This window comes from Sphingobium lactosutens (assembly GCF_013393185.1).
Lineage (GTDB): Bacteria > Pseudomonadota > Alphaproteobacteria > Sphingomonadales > Sphingomonadaceae > Sphingobium > Sphingobium lactosutens_A.
Window position 1 is genome coordinate 70,220 of record NZ_QJQX01000054.1, and the last position, 15,427, is coordinate 85,646.

Here is a 15,427-nt window from a genome sequence, read left to right on the forward strand (position 1 = left end):
CGCGGGAATGACGGGAATTTTCCAGGGAGATATTCCATGATCCTCGGCCTTTCCATTCCCGCCTTCATCGCTCTGCATGTCGCGATCAGCCTGATCGGCATTGCGGCCGGACTGATCGCCCTCCCTGCGCAGGCGAAAGGGCATTTCCTGCCGCGCACGCAGGCGGTCTTCCTCATCACCACCCTGCTCACCAGCCTCACCGGCTTCCTCTTTCCCTTTCGCGGCTTCACGCCGGCGATCGGGGTCGGGATTATCTCTACGCTGGTGCTGGCGGTCGCCTTCGCCGCGCTCTACGGCTTCAGGCTGGGTGGCCGGGCGCGGATCGTCTATGCGGTGAGCGCGACGGCGGCGCTGTGGCTCAACCTGTTCGTGCTGGTGGTGCAGAGCTTCCTGAAAGTGCCCGCGCTCAATGCGCTGGCCCCGACCGGAAGCGAACCGCCCTTCCTCGCCGCGCAGGGGCTTATGCTCATCGTCATGCTGATCCTGGGCGCGGCGATCATCCGTCAGCCGAGTGTCGCGCGGAAGGCGGCCAGCCGCCCGATCGCCTGATCCAGCGTCTCGTCCGTCTTGGAAAAGCAGAGGCGGACGAGGTGGGTGACGGGCTCCTCCGGGTAGAAGGCGGAGATCGGGATCGCCGCCACTCCCGCCTCGTCGATGATCCGGTTGCAGAAGGTGACATCGTCGAGGGCAATGCCGGAGGCGGGCAGGTCGATCGAGAGAAACCAGGTCGCGCCGCTGGGGCAGACGACATAGCCCGCCGCTTGCAGCCCCGCCGCCAGTCGGTCGCGCGACGCCTGATAGGCGTCGCGTTGCGCGTCGAACCAAGTATCGGGATAGTCCAGCCCTTCCGCGACGGCCCATTGCAGGCCCGGCGGGGTGGTGAAGGTCAGGAACTGATGGGCGCGGCCGAGCAGGGTGGCGATCGGCGGCGCGGCGCACATCCAGCCGACCTTCCAGCCGGTGACGGAGAAGATCTTGCCCGCCGACCCGATCTTGACCGTCCGGTCGCGCATCCCCGGAAAGCCGATCAGCGGGCGATGGGGGATGCCGTCATAGACTGTCTGTTCCCACACCTCGTCGCAGAGGGCGATCAGGTCATGGGCGACGCAAAGCTCGGCCAGCAGCGCCAGTTCCGCGTCGCGCAGGACGATGCCGGTCGGGTTCACAGGATTGTTCATCAACAGGATGCGGGTGCGCGGCGTGATCGCCGCCTCCAGCGCGTCGCGCGTGACGCGCCAGTCGGGCGGGGTCAGCTTCACGACCTTCGCCACGCCGCCGGCCCGCTCCACCAGCGGCAGATAGGCGTCGTAGAGCGGGGCGAGCATCAGCACCTCGTCGTCCGGCCGGACGAGCGCGAGGAGGCTGGCGGCGATCGCCTCGGTCGCGCCCGATGTGACGATGACCTCCTGCGGCGACAGGTCCAGCCCCTGATGCCGCGCATAATGCGCCGCCACCGCCCCGCGCAGTTCGGCAAGGCCCGGCATCGGCGGATATTGGCTGGATCGGGTGAGCAGCGCATCGGCCGCCGCCTGAAGCACGTCGCGCGGTCCGGGGCCTTCGGGAAAGCCCTGCCCAAGATTGATCGCGCCGGTTTCGCGGGCGCGGGCAGACATCTGTTCGAAGATGGTGGTCGGCATGTCCCGATAGACGGGATGGCCAAGGGAAGGCATCTGGGTCATTTGGGCAGGATGGTCCCAGGGCGGGGCATGGGTCAAGCGACCCTCTCCCGCTCCGTCGCCCGATAGGATAATATGGCGGCAATAGTGTCAGATGAGCGAGCGGCGATGATCGATCAACTTTTCCTGAAGCATCCGCGTGAGGTGAATGAAAGCTATCCCCAGCATATGGGGGTGGCGATGCGTTTCGGTTTCCTGATGGTTCGGTCGGGGCTGGCCTGCATGATCCACGGGATCGTCCCGGCGCTGTTCACGCGGACGGGCAGCAGCATGGTCAAGCGCCTCTATGGCGAGATGCGCCAGCGCCAGCCGGACCTGGAGGAACGGACGCCCGCCTATCTCAGCCCGCAATGGCGGCCGGAATATGAGATTTGAGACGTGAGGAAAAAGCCGCCCGGCGGGGCGGCTTTGCGTTGCGGCCGAGCTTGAATTTGGATGCCGGCGCGTGACAGGCTCAGCCCGCCTGCAGGGGACTTTCTGCCGGAGGATGTGCTTGCCGTCCAAGCAGCAGAAGCGCCATGGCCCCAACCAGCGAGCCCATGGCCATGAAGGTTGAAACCAGGGCAAGGCCAAAGCCCGCGTTGAATAGCAAACCTGCCACGATCGGGCCGAGCGCTGCGCCGCCTCGGCCTATGCCGATCACGAAGCCTGTCCCGCCCGCACGTACAGCGGTGGGGAAGACCTTGGCGAACAGAGCATATAAGCCGACGACGCCCGCGTTGGTGCAAAATCCTGCCGCCCCGGCGATCAGCGCCAACTGGGTCAGGCTGTCCTGCCCCAGACCAAACAGCGTCACCAGCACGGTCGAAGCCAGCATGGCGACGATGACCAGCGCTCGAACAGGGATGCGGTAGGTGAGCAGGCTGAGCAGGGTCGCGCCCGCAAGCCCCCCGACATTGGCCCAGACCAGCACATTGCCTGCCTGCGACGCGGCATGGCCCATGTCGACCACGATCTTCGGGATCCATTTCAGGATGAAATAGAAGGTCATGATGTGGAAGAAATAGGCGATGGTCAGCAGGATGGTGCTGCGCGCAAGCGCTGGCGCGAAGAGCTGGCGGATCGATGCCTTCACCGGCTTTTCCGGCGGGGGAGGCAAGGCCGCCGCGCCCTCATGCCCAAGCCGGCGCAAGGTCGCGTTGATGCGGTCCAGTGCGTCAGGCCCGCGCTTTTGCACGAGGAAGCCGATCGATTCCGGCAGCAGGAACCAGGCGACGGGCAGGAAGATGGCCGTCACCACCGCGCCGAAGCTGAAGACATCGCGCCAATGTCCCTCCGCCAGCAGGCCGGTCGCGATCGAGCCGCCGATGATGGCGCCCATCGGATAGCCCGACGCCATGATCGCCACGGCGAGATTGCGGTGATGGTCGTTGGAGAATTCGGCAACCAGCGCATTGGTGCAGGCCAGCATGCCGCCGATGCCGAGGCCGGTGAGGAAGCGGATCGCTGACAAGCCTGCCACTGACGTAGCCAGCGTCGCCATGCCCATGCCGCCGGCCATGATGACCAGGCACCCCAGCACCGTGGGTCGCCGGCCGACCCGGTCCGCGACATTGCCTAGGACGACCGACCCCAGCGCCATGCCGATCAGTTCCATCGACAGGACCAGGCCGAGCGCGGCGCGATCGATGCCCCATTCGCTGGCGATACCGGGGGAGGCGAAGCTGATCGCGAGCACATCGAAGCCGTCAAGGGCATTGAGCAGGACGCAGAGCGTCACCGCCGCGATCTGCAGCGGGCGCATGGCGTGCCGGGACAGGATGGATTGGGGGTCTTGGGTCATGATGTCTCTGAATCGACTGGGTGAAAGGGGATGCGGTCGATGCGGCCATAAAGCCAGTCGAGCAGGGCGCAGGCAAGCAGCAGCAGCGGCGCAGGCAAAGCGAGGCAGAGCAGCACCGTCCCGCTCGCCATGCCACCCATGGCGAGATAGCCGATCAGCAGGGGACCGGCCGCAGCGCCCAGCCGACCGATGCTGCCCAGAGCGAGGAGCGCGCGGAGGGGACCGAGGCGATCGGATCACCAGATAGCCGGAACCGCGCCGAAGGCTGTGCCAAGGGTGAACAGGCTCGTGGCCGCCACGCCGCTGCCATAGGATTGGCCTTCGCGCATGCTCAGCAAGGGCAGCCAGGCCTGTATCGCGTAAAAGAGACCAAGCCCGATCGAAAAGATCAGCCAGAAGAGCAGCGTCCCGGCCTTCAGCCGTGGCGCGAACAGCGTTTGAAGGGGACTCCCGATTTGCCGGACGGGCGTGCCGGACGGCAAGGCCTGCCACAGCAGCACCGCCGCGAGCAGCGCCCCAGGCACGGGGGCCGCCGAAGCCGTTGCCAGAGCGCCCAGCGCAACCCGCGCCAGAATTGTCGAATATATTGTCCTCATCTTATTTTCCCCCGGTCGCCTGCGACTTTTGGGCGAGGCTTGCGGTCGACGACGGTCGGCGCGCGCCGACGGCCGGACGCCGGAGCGACCGCGACACGAACCGATGCGGCCTCGACCGCGCGTTCGTCGCTCAGACGGGATAGATACCGGGCCCTGGCCATCCCCTGGACCAAAGCGAGAGCGACCAGACGCCGGCAGGTCTCCTGGCTCACGGGTCATCGCACGATGCACGGCCTTCCCAGACTTCGCATGATTTAGCGTCCGGTCCAGTGGCTGCGACAGGGCGCCATGGCCTGCCGCGCTATGCATTGCGCTATCCGCTTACAGTTGCAGGGACAGCCACGGAATCGAGGGGCATGTCCTCTCACTGCGTTCCCTTTTTAGCCTCTCTTGAAGCACAGGCGCGATCGTGCCTGCGCCCGGACGGGTGCAGACGAAGCTCGCTAACCCAGCGGAACGATATCGGCAATAATGTCCGGATTGTTTCGGATATTTGCTTCCGGGCACGCGCTATCGCCCAGATTGGCAGGAAAGGGGGCGCCGATCAGGGTCGGTCGCGAACTAAAGGATGTCTTTTGAGGGAAAGCAAAAAAGCCCGCATCTCTGCGGGCTTAGCTGTGTTTTGGTGCTACTGGCTGCCCATCGGTGCCAGACGTCAAATCATTCCCACTCGATCGTGCCGGGCGGCTTGCTGGTATAGTCGTAGACCACGCGGTTGATGCCTTTGACCTCGTTGATGATGCGGGTCGCGACGCGGCTGAGGAAAGCGGCGTCGAAGGGGTAGATGTCAGCGGTCATGCCGTCGGTCGATGTGACGGCACGGACGGCGCAGACGCTGTCATAGGTGCGGTGGTCGCCCATCACGCCGACGGTGCGGACCGGCAGCAGCACGGCGAAGGCCTGCCAGATGGCGTCATACAGACCCGCGTTGCGGATTTCCTCCAGATAGATGAAATCGGCCTTGCGCAATATGTCGCAACGTTCCTTGGTGACTTCGCCGGGGATGCGGATGGCGAGGCCGGGTCCGGGGAAGGGGTGGCGGCCGACGAAGATGTCGGGCAGGCCCAGTTCCTTGCCGAGTACGCGCACTTCATCCTTGAACAGCTCACGCAGCGGCTCGACCAGCTTCATGTTCATGCGTTCGGGCAGGCCGCCGACATTATGGTGCGACTTGATCGTGACAGATGGGCCGCCGGTGAAGGACACCGATTCGATCACGTCGGGATAGAGGGTGCCCTGCGCCAGATAGTCGGCGCCGCCGATTTTGGCGGCTTCCTCCTCGAACACGGCGATGAATTCGCCGCCGATGAACTTGCGCTTCTTTTCCGGGTCGGTGAGGCCGGCGAGGCCGCCGAGGAAACGTTCCTCCGCGTTCACATGGACCAGTTTGATGCCATAATGTTCGCGGAACAGGCTGACCACCTGCTCGGCTTCGCCCAGGCGCATCAGGCCATGGTCGACGAACACGCAAGTCAGCTGGTCGCCGATCGCTTCATGGATCAGGACCGCCGCGACCGCGCTATCGACACCGCCGGACAGGCCGCAGATCACCCGGCCTTCGCCGACCTGCGCGCGGATTTCGGCGATCTTGGTCGCGCGGAACTCGGCCATGGTCCAGTCACCGGCAAGGCCGCAGACATGGCGGACGAAATTGGCGAGCAGCTTGGCGCCATCGGGCGTGTGGACGACTTCGGGATGGAATTGCGTGGCGTAGAAGCGCTTGGCCTCGTTCGCGGTGACGGCATAGGGCGCGCCTTCGCTGGTCGCGACGACCTCGAAGCCGGGCGCAAGCTGCGTCACCTTGTCGCCATGGCTCATCCATACCTGATGCTTTTCGCCTTCGCTCCACAGGCCGTCGAACAGGGCGCAGCCCTGCTTCACCTCGATGAAGGCGCGGCCGAATTCGCCGCTCTCGCCGCCTTCGACATTGCCGCCCAGCTGCTGCATCATCGTCTGCTGGCCGTAGCAGATGCCCAGGATCGGGATGCCCGCGTCGAAAAAGGCCTGCGGCGCGCGCGGGCTGTTTTCCCACATCACCGACGAAGGGCCGCCCGACAGGATGACGCCCTTGGGCTTGAGCCGTTCGAAGGCTTCGGCGGCGGTGTTGAAGGGGGCGATCTCGGAATAGACGCCGGCTTCGCGGACGCGGCGGGCGATGAGCTGTGTCACCTGACTGCCGAAGTCCACGATAAGGATGTTATCCTGAAGGGGCAGCGTCATCGAATCGCCTTTATATCGAGCGGTGGAAGGGATTCGCGCCCGGTTAGTCGCACCTTGCCGCTATGTCCAGTCAGGCCTTGAACTGCCTGCCCGCGCGCCAGCCGATCAGCGCCGCGCCGGCGAGGATGGCCGCCGCGATCAGGAAGCCGCTGCCGATGAAGGGCAGGGTGGGCCTGGGGCCGACCGACAGCGAGTAGATGGCGCCGAAGAAGAGCGGCGAGATGATGCCCGCGATCGCGCCGACGCTGTTGTTCGCGCCCTGAAGCTGGCCCTGTTCGGCTTCGGAGACATGCTGGGTCATCAGCGACTGGATGGTCGGCATGGCGAGGCCCCAGAGCGCATTGGGGAACATGGCGGCGACGAACAGCCAGCCGGTCGGGGCGAGGCCCATGGCGGCGACGCCGATCGCCCCGAAGCAGAGGCCGACCACCATCGTGGTGCGATCGCCGAGCCGCTTGACGATCGGGCCGACCAGCAGGCCCTGCACGCCCATGTCGAGCAGGCCGACCAGCGCCAGCAAGGCGCCGACCTGCCACGCCCCCCAGCCATAACGGTCCCCGGCATAGAGGACGAAGATGGCGGAGAAGATATGATGGGCGAAATAGAGCAGGAAATTGCCGACCGCGAGGCTGGAGAGTTCGGGATGGGATTGCAGCAATTTCAGCGCGCCGAAAGGGTTGGCGCGACGCCAGCTGAAGGTCATGCGCTTTTCGGGCGCCAGCGATTCGGGCAGCACGAAGAGGCCATAGAAAAAGGCGAGGGCGGACAGGACGGCCGCGGCCCAGAAGGGGGCACGATGCGAAATCTCGCCCAGCAGCCCGCCGATCAGCGGCCCGGCGACGAACCCCGCGCTGAACGCGGCGCCGATCAGGCCATAGCCCTTGGCGCGGCCCTCCGGCGGGGTGATGTCGGCCATATAGGCGAAGGTCGAGGTGAAGCTGGACGAGGTGATGCCGGCGAGGATGCGGCCGAGCGCCAGCCACCAGAGATTGGGCGCCAGCGCCATCAGCACATAGTCGAGCGCCAGCCCCGCGACCGAGATCAGGATCACCGGCCGCCGCCCGAACCGGTCCGAGAGCGAACCGATGATCGGGGAGCAGAGGAATTGCATCCCGGCCCACAGCGCCACGAACAGCCCGTTCCACATGCCCGCCGCCGCGTTGGAGCCGGACAGGGTCTCGATCAGTTGCGGCAGCACCGGGATGACGATCCCCATCGACATGACGTCGAGCAGCGCCGTGACGAGGATGAAGATGATCGCGGCGGTGCGACGGGGAGAAGCGACGGACATGGCGCAGGGGCTATCGTGACGCGAAGGGGTTGCCAAGGGGCACGCCATCGAAGTTCACAATGTCGTCGGGCATTTTCGGCCGATTGCAACGGCAAAGTGCTGGCGAAGCGCCCGCCACGCGCCGGGGACGCGCGCCTTGGGTCACGCCGACGCGCCTCCAGCGCGCTCCCGGCGCGACGGCAAGGTCAGGACGACGCACCAGCCACGCGCGCCTGACGCGTCGCCGGAGCGAGGGGACGAAACGGGGTGGGCGAGGCGGTGGCGATCCATCCGGCAGGATAGATCAGGAAAAATCCTACATTGGAAGGATGTTGGATTTGGCGATGCAGTCGGGGCGGGAGAGGGGAAAGGCGGTCGGTCTGGAAGCGACCATGTGTTGCCGTTTGCCAGAACCGTTGCCTTGCCCAAAAGAAGTCATTCGTTCAAATAGAAGCCTCCATTAGGAGCGCCTATGTCCCTGCTTGAAGAAAATGCAGAAATCCTCGCGGGGATGGCAGAAGATGGCAGCGATCTTGGCCCTTCGCGGCCGGTCGATTTTTCTCACGTTTTTCCTACCCGCACATCGGCGGAAGAGTTCGCAGCCAAGTGCCAAGAGGATGGTTTCGAGATCGACGTTATTGAAACAGATCGAATCGAAGACCCATGGGATGTAACCGTGACGGTAACGATGCAGCCTTCGGCCGCTAACGTCACGTCATGGGAAGAGCGCTTCGACGTTCTTGCTTGGAAATATGGTGGACGAACAGACGGCTGGGGCTTCTTTCGAGTCTAAAGGCAGCTTTTGCTCGATTGCCGGCCGAAACCCGCCTTTCCGCAAACCACCCTAATCCGACATTCATCCGCTTCGGACTTCACGCCCGCACCGCGTCACCCTGCGCAAAAAGAAAACCCGGCGCTTTATGCAAGCGCCGGGTCAGACAGGGCCTTGGCTGGGAGCCGCCCCTGGTCTGTAAAAACGGGTCTGCCGTCAGCCCTTCTTTTCGGGCGGCAGCGTCACCTTCACATTTTCCCCATTCTTGCCGGGGAAGTCGGTGAACATGACGTCGATCAGATTCGGCACCAGATAGGTCAGCTTGTTGGACAGCGACTGGGCGCTGGCCTTGCCTTCGAACAGGCGGCGATTGTCGGCCGCGCGGTCGATCTTCATGCTGAGGTCGCTGGTATAGACGGTGTAGCTCGACACGTCATTATAGCCGGCGCCGCCGAACAGCCAGGGATCATAGAAGCCATAGCCCCACGGACGGCCCCAACGACCGCCAAAGCCACCGCCCCAAGGCCCCCAGCCTGCCCCATAAGGGCCGCCGAAGCCGGTCGAGCGCACCTTTTCGCGGCCATTGTCGACATCATAGGCGACGCGGACGATAAGGTCTGCGCGCGCCGGGTCGCTGGCGGCGACATAGCCGGTCTGGGTCAGGCGCTGCCCGACGAGATCGGCATAATGGGAAAACTCCAGCCCGCCGGCGAGCCGGGCATCGTCGGCGACGATGGTGTAGCTCTGCCCTGCGGGGGCGGGGAGTTGCTGGAAACGGGCGACGTCGGCCTTGAACGACGTGGCGCAGCCCGAAAGCGCCACCAGCGCCAGGGCAGGCGCCGCGAACAGACCGATCTTGTTGAAACGAGCCATGTTTTTTACGTCCTGTATCAGGCGAAACGCCTGCGATCCTTCTTGCGCGCTGTCATAGCAAAACGCAACTGAACATCGTTTGAACGCACGAACCCGTCGAACGGACGCAAAACCATGTTCCTGCATCTACGACGCTGTGGAGATGGCTATTCCGTCGCCCAAAGAAAAGGGCCGGCCTTTTCGGACCAGCCCTGTGACTTTGGTGCATCAGTGCGCGTCAGCGCATCAACCCCATGGCGTCATAGGCCGCGCGCAGGGTCGGCTCGGCGGCGGCCGCTGCCCTGGCCGCGCCCTTGTCGAGGATCGCGTCGAGCGCGGCGTCGTCGGTGCGCAACTCCATGAACCGCTCGCGAATCGGGCGGAGCGTCTCTACCAGAACCTCGCCCAGCGCCGGCTTGAACGCGCCGAAGCCCTTGCCGGCAAATTCGGCGCAGACGGCATCCGGGGTCGTGCCCGACAGGGTGGCGTAGATGCCGACCAGATTGTTCGCTTCGGGACGGCCCGCCAGACCTTCGGCCGTTTCGGGCAGCGGTTCGGGGTCGGTCTTGGCCTTCTTCACCTTGGTCATGATGGCGTCGTCGTCATCGGTCAGGTTGATGCGGCTCATGTCGGACGGATCGGACTTGGACATTTTCGCCGTGCCGTCGCGCAGCGACATGATGCGCGCCGATTCCTTGGGGATGATCGGGGCGGGCATGGTGAAGAGGTCGACGCCGAAGTCGGTGTTGAACTTGGTCGCAATGTCGCGCGCCAGTTCCAGATGCTGCTTCTGATCCTCGCCCACCGGCACATGGGTGGCGTTGTAGATCAGGATGTCGGCCGCCTGGAGCACCGGATAGACGAACAGGCCGATCGAGGCGCCCTCGCGATCCTTGCCGACCTTGTCCTTGAACTGGGTCATGCGGTTGAGCCAGCCGATCCGCGCGGTGCCGTTGAGCAACCAGCACAGCTCGGCATGGGCGGGCACGCGCGCCTGGTTGAACAGGACCGAGCGATCCGGGTCGATCCCGGCGGCGACCAGCGCGGCGGCCATGTCGCGGACGTTGCGAATACGCTGCTCGCGCCCTTCATGGACGGTGATCGAGTGCATGTCGGCGAGGAAGAAGAAGCACTGGCTTTCGCTATCCATCTCATCCTGCATCCGCACCCAGTTGCGGATCGCGCCGAGGTAGTTGCCAAGGTGCAGATTGCCGGTGGGCTGGATGCCGGAAAGGACGCGCATTACTAGATCCGTTCTTCTCAGGTTGAACTTTTGCGGCGCATCAGCGCCTTGAGGTCGGACAGCCGATAGGCTCCCGTGACGAAGGACGCCAGCCCGTAAAGCGCCACGCCCGCGCCCACCAGCAGCGCCAGCGCCACATAGCGCTGGAACATCGCCCCGGTCAGCCAGGGATCGAGCAGATCCTCTCCGGCCCAGAGCGCAACGCCCATGATGAGCGCGGCGACGGCAAGGCGGGGGATGCGACGGCGTAGCCCGGCGTCGGCGGCGAAATGGCCGCGCTTCACCAGCGTCGTATAGAGCATGGCGACATTGACGGTCGAGGAGAGCGCAGTAGCCAGCGGCGGCCCGATATGCCCCAATGTCGGTATCATGGCGAGGTTGCCGACAATGTTGATGACGATCGACAGCATCGCGTAGCGCACCGGCGTCTTCGTGTCGCCGCGCGCATAATAACCGGGCGTCAACACCTTCACGAGGACATAGGAGGGCAGGCCGATCGAGAAGGCCGACAGCGCCCAGCCGCAGCGCATCGCATCCTCAGCCGTGAAGCGGCCATATTGGAACAGGCCGCGCACGATCGGTTCCGCCACGATCAGGAAGGCGACGGTGGCGGGTAGGGTCAGGAACAGGGCGAGTTCGATGCCTCTGTTCTGCGTCTCCATCGCGGCGGCGTCCTCGCCCTTCGACAACATGCGCGAGATGGTGGGGAGGAGGATGGTGCCAAGGCCGATGCCGATCAGGCCCAGCGGGAGCTGATTGAGGCGATCGGCATAATAGATATAGGTTATGGAACCCGAGGCCAGCAGCCAGCCCGACAGCGCGGTGGAGATCAGCAGGTTGATCTGCGACGCGCCAGCGCCCGCGGCGGCGGGGACGATCAGGCGCAGCAGTTCGCGCACATCCTTGTCGAGGCGCGGGCGCTTGAGCTTCATCGACACGCCCGCACGCTTGCACGCCCAGATCAGCCACAGCAATTGCAGCGCGCCGCCGATCGTCACCGACATGGCCTGCACCCGCGCCGTCTCATATTCGTCGGCGCCATGGAAGAACCATAGCCCCGCGATCATCGCGACATTGAGCAGGATGGGGGCTGCGGCATTGACCCAGAATTTGTCGAGCGAATTGAGAATGCCGCCCAGCAGCGAGGCGAGGCTGATCAGCGCCAGATAGGGAATGGTGATGCGCGACAGGGTGACGGCGAAGGCGAATTGTTCGGCGCTCGGATTCTGGCGCGAAAAGCCGCCCGACAGCGCCCAGGTGATCGGCCAGGCGGCGGCGATCAGGAGGACGGTGAAGAGGATCAGGACCGGCAGCAGCACCGCCAGCGCACGCTCGGCAAAATCATAGCCGGCGGGAAGGCCGCCTTCGCCCGCCGCCTTTTTGTTGAAGAGCGGGATGAAAGCGGCGGAAAAGGCGCCCTCGGCAAAGAGTGCGCGGAACATGTTGGGCAGGCGGAAGGCGACGCCGTTGAAGGCGTCCGACGCGAAGCCCGCGCCGACATAGCGCGCCGCGAGCGAATCGCGCACCAGCGCCAGCACCCGGCTGGCGAGCGTCAGCCCGCCGACCGAGCCGAGGGCCTTGACCAGTTTCATGGTCCAATCCCTCCGAAAGATAAAATCCGTTCGCCCTGAGTAGCCACTGAGCGAAGTCGAAGTGGCGTATCGAAGGGCAATTGCGCGGATGCTTCGATACGGGCCTTCGGCAAGCTCAGTCCCTACTCAGCACGAACGGTTCTGCGAATTGGATCAGGCGTGACCGGCCGGCTCGCCCGAGGTCACTTCCATCTGCTGCGCCTGCTGGAGATAGAGCGCGCCGAAATCGATCGGGTCGAGCAGCAGCGGCGGGAAGCCGCCGTCGCGAATCGCGTCGGCCAGCACGCGGCGGGCGAAGGGGAAGATGAGGCGCGGCGCTTCGGCCAGCATGAAGGGCTGGATCTGATCCTCGGGCACGTTGCGCATGCCGAACAGCGCGGCATAGACCAGCTCGACGGCGAAGGCGGTGCCCTGCGGCGCGATGGCCTTGACCTCGATCTTCAGCGCGACTTCCAGCACTTCGTCACCGACCTTGTCGGCGCCGATGTTGAACTGGACGTCGATCTGCGGCTGGTCCTGCCATTGGTAGACGGCCGGTGCGTTCGGATTTTCGAACGACATATCCTTCACATACTGGCTGATCAGCGCGATCTGCGGCGCGGTGTCCGCACCATTGCCGGTGTTGATGCCGGAATTGATGGTGGTGGTGATGGTGTCGGCTTCGTCGGCCATGCTCTCTACCTTGGCTTTCGCTGTTGGCCCGCGACAGGAAGCCGCCGGCAATGTTGACCCGCGCGCTTAGCAGGGGCGCAAAGGCAGGGCAATGGTGGCTCCCCCATGCGCACTATTTGAAGTTGGCGACAAACATGCCTATGTTGGCAGGAACATTGTCCCACGCAAAGGGTATAGCTTTCCGTGTATGTGATCGTCATCCTCGCCATGATCGCCGGTTTTCTGGCGCTGCGGCTCTATTCCGTGCTGGGCAAGCGCACCGGCCACGAGCAGGAGCCTGCGCTGCGCCCGGCCGATGAACGCGCCAAGGTGACGGTGCTGCAACCCGGCCCGGTCGCCCAGAATAGCGGCGATTCGGTGCGGCTGGCCGAAGGGCTGATCGCGCCCGGCGCCGAAACCGGCGTGCGTGCGCTGATCGCATCCGACCGCAGCTTCGACGTGCCCCAGTTCGTGGATGGCGCCAAGAGCGCCTACAAGATGGTGCTGGAAGCCTTTTGGCGCGGCGATCGCGACGAACTGGCCTGGCTGTGCGACGCCGACGTGCTGGCCTCCTTCGAGGAAGCGATCGCGGCGCGCGAAGCGGAGGGCCATGTGCTCGACAACCGGCTGGTGCGCATCGAAAAGGCGCAGATTATCGAGGCGTCGGTCAATGGCCGCGTGGCCGAAGTGGCGCTGCGGTTCGAAGCCGACATCGCCGCCGTCACTCGCGACAAGGACGGCAATGTCGTCGCCGGTTCGCTGACCGACGCGATCGGCACCAAGGATATCTGGACCTTCACCCGCGACGTCCGCAGCGCGGACCCGAACTGGAAGCTCAGCGAAACCGACGAAGCATGATTCCGGGCTTGATCGGCGCATGATTCATCGCAAATCGGGGGCTGCGCTGCTGGCGGCGCTGATGCTGTCTGCCTGCGCGGGCGGCGTGATCCCGCCATCGACGGGCGGCCCGGCGCCGACGCGCCCCGTGCCGTCGGGCGACACTGCCACCCGCCCGACGCCCGCCACGCCCCGTCCCGCCTTGCCGGTGGAAGCGCCGACCGAGCCTGCGCTCGACCAGAGCACGGCGGCGGGCCTGGGCGTCACGCCCGGACCGGATATTGCCAGCCTGATCCCGTCGGGCGAACGCGCGCGCGCCGCGCTTCAGGCTTTCCGCCTGTCCTGCCCCACCCTCATGCGCCGCACCGACCAGAGCGGCCTGACGCGCGGGTCGGACTGGAACAGCAGTTGCGCCGCAGCATCGAGCTGGCCCGAGGCATCGGCGAGCGAATTCTTCTCCCGCTATTTCGAGGCGGTGCAGGTCGGCGAGGGCAAGGCCTTCGTCACCGGCTATTATGAACCGGAAATCGGCGGATCGCGTACCCGCCAGCTGGGCTATCAGGTGCCGATCTACCGCCGCCCCAACGACCTGATCGACGTCGATCTCGGCCAGTTCAGCGACGCGCTCAAGGGCAAGTCGATCCGCGGCAAGGTGAACGGCAGCAAGTTCGTCCCCTATGACGAACGCAGCCAGATCGTCAGCGGATCGCTCGCCGGGCGCGGGCTGGAACTGGCGTGGGCGGCCGATCCGGTGGAATTCTTCTTCCTGCAGGTGCAGGGCAGCGGCCGGCTCAACCTGCCCGACGGCGGGGTGATGCGCATCGGCTATGATGGGCAGAATGGCCGCGACTATACCGGCATCGGCAAGCTGATGAAGGATCGCGGTCTGATCCAGGCCGGATCGATGCAGGACATCATGCAATATCTGCGCGCCAACCCGGCCGAGGGCGCCGTGATCATGAACGAGAATAAGAGCTTCGTCTTCTTCCGCGAATTGACCGGCGCGGGGCCGCTGGGGGCGCTGGGCGTGCCAGTGACGCCCGAAGCCACCGTTGCGGCCGACCCCAAGTTCATTCCGCTCGGCGCGCCGGTGCTGCTCTCGCTCGACCGCGCCGAACCCAATGGCATCTGGATCGCGCAGGATACGGGCGGCGCGATCAAGGGCGCCAACCGATTCGACAGCTTCTGGGGGGCGGGCGCCCGCGCCCGCGGCATTGCCGGGGGCATGTCGGCACGCGGCAGCGCCCTCATCCTGCTGCCGATCGGATCGGCGGCCCGGCTTTCCCGCCCCTGACGACCGGACCATGGTCCGGCGCCGGCTCACCAACGAGGAAGAGGCGCTCTGGGACGCGCTGACGCGATCGGTGCGGCCGCTGCGCCCCGGCCAGCCGCGCCGCGCGGCCGTGTCCGCCACGCCGATGCCGCTGCCGCCCGCCAGAACAGGGTTAACGCCGCAGGCGCGCCCGGCCCCTCCGCCCAAACCCGCCCCGACCCCCGCGGCCATGCTCGATTCCAGCTGGGAGCGACGAATCCGTAGCGGCAATCTGGCGCCGGAAATGAGCATCGACCTGCATGGCCACAGCCTGGCTGCGGCGCACAACAGGCTTAACCAGGCGCTGGCCCAAGCGCTGGCGCAGGATGCGCGGACCTTGCTGGTCGTTACCGGAAAGCCGCCGAAAAATAGCGCTACCATGGGCAGCGCCCGGCGCGGCGCGATTCGCGGCGAGATCGGGCACTGGCTGGAAACAAGTCCTTATGCCGACCGCATCGCCAGTGTTCGCGTCGCCCATCCCCGCCATGGCGGCGATGGTGCGATCTACCTGATTTTGCGTCGCAAAAAATAACGGCTTCCGTTCGACTTGCTGATCCTTTCTTAACCACTGTCCTTCATATCCGATGGATCGGGCTCCATCGGAGCGGCAATCGGGCGGGAGA

Annotated in this window: 16 protein-coding genes and 1 riboswitch; of the genes, 6 read left to right on the top strand and 10 right to left on the bottom strand. The window is 65.2% G+C overall.

Annotated elements, in window-relative coordinates; genetic code table 11:
• Nucleotides 1-36 precede the first annotated feature (36 nt).
• Nucleotides 37-549 carry a hypothetical protein gene (locus DM806_RS14210; RefSeq protein WP_179043855.1) on the top strand — a complete coding sequence of 171 codons (513 nt, stop codon included), beginning with the start codon at nt 37-39 and terminating at the stop codon, nt 547-549.
• On the opposite strand, the gene DM806_RS14215 is transcribed toward DM806_RS14210, so the two are convergent.
• Nucleotides 504-1,679 carry an aminotransferase gene (locus tag DM806_RS14215; protein ID WP_179044184.1) on the bottom strand — a complete coding sequence of 392 codons (1,176 nt, stop codon included), beginning with the start codon at nt 1,677-1,679 and terminating at the stop codon, nt 504-506. The genes DM806_RS14210 and DM806_RS14215 overlap by 46 nt on opposite strands.
• Before the next feature lie 105 nt (nt 1,680-1,784).
• Here DM806_RS14215 and DM806_RS14220 point away from each other — a divergent pair, with 105 nt between their 5' ends.
• Entirely contained in the window at nt 1,785-2,051 is a 267-nt protein-coding gene (locus DM806_RS14220) for a DUF6356 family protein (protein ID WP_179043856.1), read from the top strand.
• Nucleotides 2,052-2,130: 79 nt separating this feature from the next.
• On the opposite strand, the gene DM806_RS14225 is transcribed toward DM806_RS14220, so the two are convergent.
• The 5 genes from DM806_RS14225 to DM806_RS14245 form a co-directional block, all read right to left on the bottom strand.
• Nucleotides 2,131-3,459 (bottom strand): MFS transporter, encoded by a 1,329-nt coding sequence (locus DM806_RS14225; protein WP_179043857.1) that lies wholly within the window; start codon nt 3,457-3,459, stop codon nt 2,131-2,133.
• Nucleotides 3,456-3,599 carry a hypothetical protein gene (locus DM806_RS14230; RefSeq protein WP_179043858.1) on the bottom strand — a complete coding sequence of 48 codons (144 nt, stop codon included), beginning with the start codon at nt 3,597-3,599 and terminating at the stop codon, nt 3,456-3,458. Before DM806_RS14230 ends, DM806_RS14225 begins: the two co-directional genes overlap by 4 nt.
• 96 nt (nt 3,600-3,695) lie before the next feature.
• Complete coding sequence (locus tag DM806_RS14235; RefSeq protein ID WP_179043859.1) at nt 3,696-4,055, bottom strand: hypothetical protein; 360 nt, start codon at nt 4,053-4,055, stop codon at nt 3,696-3,698.
• 176 nt (nt 4,056-4,231) lie between these two features.
• A riboswitch (cobalamin riboswitch) is annotated at nt 4,232-4,473 on the bottom strand.
• A 242-nt stretch (nt 4,474-4,715) separates the two neighbouring features.
• On the bottom strand, nt 4,716-6,275 hold the full coding sequence (gene guaA / locus DM806_RS14240; protein ID WP_179043860.1) for a glutamine-hydrolyzing GMP synthase: 1,560 nt from the start codon (nt 6,273-6,275) through the stop codon (nt 4,716-4,718).
• Nucleotides 6,276-6,345: 70 nt separating this feature from the next.
• Nucleotides 6,346-7,602 carry a TCR/Tet family MFS transporter gene (locus tag DM806_RS14245; protein ID WP_256869321.1) on the bottom strand — a complete coding sequence of 419 codons (1,257 nt, stop codon included), beginning with the start codon at nt 7,600-7,602 and terminating at the stop codon, nt 6,346-6,348.
• Between the two features lie 415 nt (nt 7,603-8,017).
• Between DM806_RS14245 and DM806_RS14250 the strand changes: the two genes are divergently transcribed.
• Entirely contained in the window at nt 8,018-8,338 is a 321-nt protein-coding gene (locus DM806_RS14250) for a ribonuclease E inhibitor RraB (protein WP_179043861.1), read from the top strand.
• 195 nt (nt 8,339-8,533) lie between these two features.
• Here DM806_RS14250 and DM806_RS14255 read toward each other — a convergent pair whose 3' ends face one another.
• The 4 genes from DM806_RS14255 to secB all read right to left on the bottom strand — a co-directional run bounded on the left by DM806_RS14255 (nt 8,534) and on the right by secB (nt 12,676).
• A complete protein-coding gene (locus DM806_RS14255) occupies nt 8,534-9,190 on the bottom strand; it encodes a DUF4136 domain-containing protein (protein ID WP_179043862.1) in 657 nt (218 codons plus the stop codon).
• A 217-nt stretch (nt 9,191-9,407) separates the two neighbouring features.
• Nucleotides 9,408-10,412, bottom strand: a complete 1,005-nt coding sequence (gene trpS / locus DM806_RS14260) for a tryptophan--tRNA ligase (RefSeq protein WP_179043863.1) — start codon at nt 10,410-10,412, stop codon at nt 9,408-9,410.
• Between the two features lie 17 nt (nt 10,413-10,429).
• Nucleotides 10,430-12,004, bottom strand: a complete 1,575-nt coding sequence (gene murJ / locus DM806_RS14265) for a murein biosynthesis integral membrane protein MurJ (RefSeq protein WP_179043864.1) — start codon at nt 12,002-12,004, stop codon at nt 10,430-10,432.
• Nucleotides 12,005-12,157: 153 nt separating this feature from the next.
• Nucleotides 12,158-12,676, bottom strand: coding sequence for a protein-export chaperone SecB (gene secB / locus DM806_RS14270; RefSeq protein WP_179043865.1), 519 nt, complete (start codon nt 12,674-12,676; stop codon nt 12,158-12,160).
• A gap of 183 nt (nt 12,677-12,859) precedes the next feature.
• Between secB and DM806_RS14275 the strand changes: the two genes are divergently transcribed.
• Genes DM806_RS14275 through DM806_RS14285 form a run of 3 tightly spaced genes read left to right on the top strand, consistent with a single transcriptional unit; the run spans nt 12,860 to nt 15,336 of the window.
• Complete coding sequence (locus DM806_RS14275) at nt 12,860-13,513, top strand: Tim44/TimA family putative adaptor protein (RefSeq protein ID WP_179043866.1); 654 nt, start codon at nt 12,860-12,862, stop codon at nt 13,511-13,513.
• Nucleotides 13,514-13,532: 19 nt separating this feature from the next.
• Nucleotides 13,533-14,786, top strand: coding sequence for a murein transglycosylase A (locus tag DM806_RS14280; RefSeq protein WP_179043867.1), 1,254 nt, complete (start codon nt 13,533-13,535; stop codon nt 14,784-14,786).
• Between the two features lie 10 nt (nt 14,787-14,796).
• Nucleotides 14,797-15,336: a Smr/MutS family protein gene (locus tag DM806_RS14285; protein WP_179043868.1), complete on the top strand. Its 540-nt coding sequence runs from the start codon at nt 14,797-14,799 to the stop codon at nt 15,334-15,336.
• The last annotated feature ends 91 nt before the right edge of the window (nt 15,337-15,427 follow it).